Raw genomic sequence first — 1766 nt, 5'->3', positions numbered from 1 at the left:
CGCACCAGATCGAGCGTCACCAATAACGCGCGGCGCGGCACCCGGTCCGCGAAGGCCCCGGCAATGGGGGCGATACCGACATAGGCCACCATCTTGATGGTGAAAACCGTGCCGAGCACCAGCGCCGCGCCGTCCCCTGCAAGATCGAAAGCAAGAAGCCCGAGCGCCACCGTCGCGAGTCCGGTTCCCAGAAGCGCCACGACCTGCGCCAGAAACAGATGGCGGTAGGTGCAGTCGGAGAGGATGTCGAACATGGCGGACCTCAGAGATATCGGGCGATCGTCCGCAGCTCGGCGCGATCGGTTTCGGAGCCTTCGGCGTCCAGACAATGGTCCATGTGGTCATGGATCAGCGCCCGCTTGGCGTTCGTGACGGCCTTTTCGACCGCCTGCATCTGCTGGGCGATCTCAAGGCATGGCTTGCCCGCCTCGATCATCTCGATCACGGCGCGCAGGTGGCCGTCAGCACGTTTCAGCCGGGCAATCAGGGCGGGATGGGTTGCATGGACCGGGGGATTTGTCATAGATAAGGCTTATCCTCCCCTGGGGGATACAACAAGATGGTGCCACGACGCACCACGCGAGCGACGAGCGGGCAGGCAAAGCTGATGACAACCTTACGGACAATCGGAAAGGCCGCGTTCGCGACGCTTCTCTGCGCGGCCGTGCTTGTCTGGTCGGTGATGCCCGCAACCTCGCATACGCCTGCGATCCTCGACGTGCTTCAGGAGCACGCGGAAATAATTGCCGAGCACGGGCATTCGCACGGTCTGGAAGAAGACCTGGCTTGGGCCTCGCATGGACACAGCCACGACAGCGTCGATCACGATCATAGCCAGGCGGTCGTCCCTGGCCCCGATCTGTCGGCGCATCCCATGGAAATCTACAGGGCTGCGTGGCGGCTGGGTGCGGCCACGGCGAACACGTTACGGATAGACCTGATCGAACGACCTCCGCGCGTCTGATCGACCGCGCGCCATTGGCGCGTTGCAAGCAATCATCAAACAACTACGCGGAGTTCAATCCATGAATACAGTGCATCGGGGCTGGACCGATTCCGGCATGCGCCGGATCGTGATCCTGTCCTTCATTGCGCTGTCGGCACTCGTTCTGAGTGCCGGTCACGCGCTTGCCCATAACGTCACCGAAGGCGACGCGGGCTATATCCAGGAAATCTGGGGGGTAAACATCATCCCCTTCATGTATCTCGGCGCCAAGCACATGGTGACCGGCTACGACCACATCCTGTTCCTGCTCGGCGTCGTCTTCTTCCTCTACAAGATGAAAGATGTCGGCATCTATGTCAGCCTTTTCGCCATCGGGCACTCGACCACGATGCTCGCGGGCGTCTGGTTCGGATGGGGCATCAACGCCTACATCATCGATGCGATCATCGGCCTCTCGGTGGTCTACAAGGCGCTCGACAATCTGGGAGCCTACCAACGCTGGTTTGGCGTCCAGCCCAACACCAAGGCCGCAACGCTGATCTTCGGCTTCTTCCACGGCACGGGCCTGGCCACCAAGATCCTCGACTACGAGATCGCCTCGGACGGGCTGCTGGCCAACCTTCTGGCGTTCAACGTGGGCGTCGAACTGGGCCAGCTTCTGGCGCTTGCCGTGATCCTCATCGTCATGGGCTACTGGAGGAAATCCCCGAACTTCTTCCGCCAGGCCTACACCGCCAACGTAATCATGATGTCCATGGGGTTCATCCTCATGGGCCTGCAAATCACCGGCTACTTCGTAGCCACCTGAGAGTTTAGGAGA

The 1766-nt window shown here is 61.1% G+C and carries 3 protein-coding genes and 1 pseudogene; 2 read left to right on the top strand and 2 right to left on the bottom strand.

The genetic code is table 11. The features are described from left to right. A pseudogene (locus BUC08_RS24105) lies at nt 1-254 on the bottom strand (MFS transporter); the annotation flags it as partial. Nucleotides 255-262: 8 nt separating this feature from the next. Continuing rightward, the gene (locus tag BUC08_RS24100) at nt 263-523 is read right to left on the bottom strand and encodes a metal-sensing transcriptional repressor (RefSeq protein ID WP_037932142.1); all 261 of its coding nucleotides are present in this window, start codon (nt 521-523) and stop codon (nt 263-265) included. Between the two features lie 84 nt (nt 524-607). Here BUC08_RS24100 and BUC08_RS24095 point away from each other — a divergent pair, with 84 nt between their 5' ends. Together BUC08_RS24095 and BUC08_RS24090 are read left to right on the top strand one after the other, a co-directional pair. Then, nucleotides 608-964 carry a hypothetical protein gene (locus tag BUC08_RS24095; RefSeq protein ID WP_037932146.1) on the top strand — a complete coding sequence of 119 codons (357 nt, stop codon included), beginning with the start codon at nt 608-610 and terminating at the stop codon, nt 962-964. Nucleotides 965-1025: 61 nt separating this feature from the next. Then, nucleotides 1026-1754 (top strand): HupE/UreJ family protein, encoded by a 729-nt coding sequence (locus tag BUC08_RS24090; protein ID WP_037932139.1) that lies wholly within the window; start codon nt 1026-1028, stop codon nt 1752-1754. Nucleotides 1755-1766 lie beyond the last annotated feature (12 nt).

Source organism: Pseudosulfitobacter pseudonitzschiae, from assembly GCF_900129395.1.
Classification (GTDB): Bacteria; Pseudomonadota; Alphaproteobacteria; order Rhodobacterales; family Rhodobacteraceae; genus Pseudosulfitobacter; species Pseudosulfitobacter pseudonitzschiae.
The sequence above is the reverse complement of the archived record's forward strand: the minus strand, read 5'-3'. Positions and strand labels throughout refer to the sequence as shown.

Bases quoted from the DNA above. Each gene is read 5' to 3' on its own strand.
- BUC08_RS24100 (WP_037932142.1), bottom strand. From the start codon at position 523: ATGACAAATCCCCCGGTCCATGCAACCCATCCCGCCCTGATTGCCCGG.
- BUC08_RS24095 (WP_037932146.1), top strand. From the start codon at position 608: ATGACAACCTTACGGACAATCGGAAAGGCCGCGTTCGCGACGCTTCTC.
- BUC08_RS24090 (WP_037932139.1), top strand. From the start codon at position 1,026: ATGAATACAGTGCATCGGGGCTGGACCGATTCCGGCATGCGCCGGATC.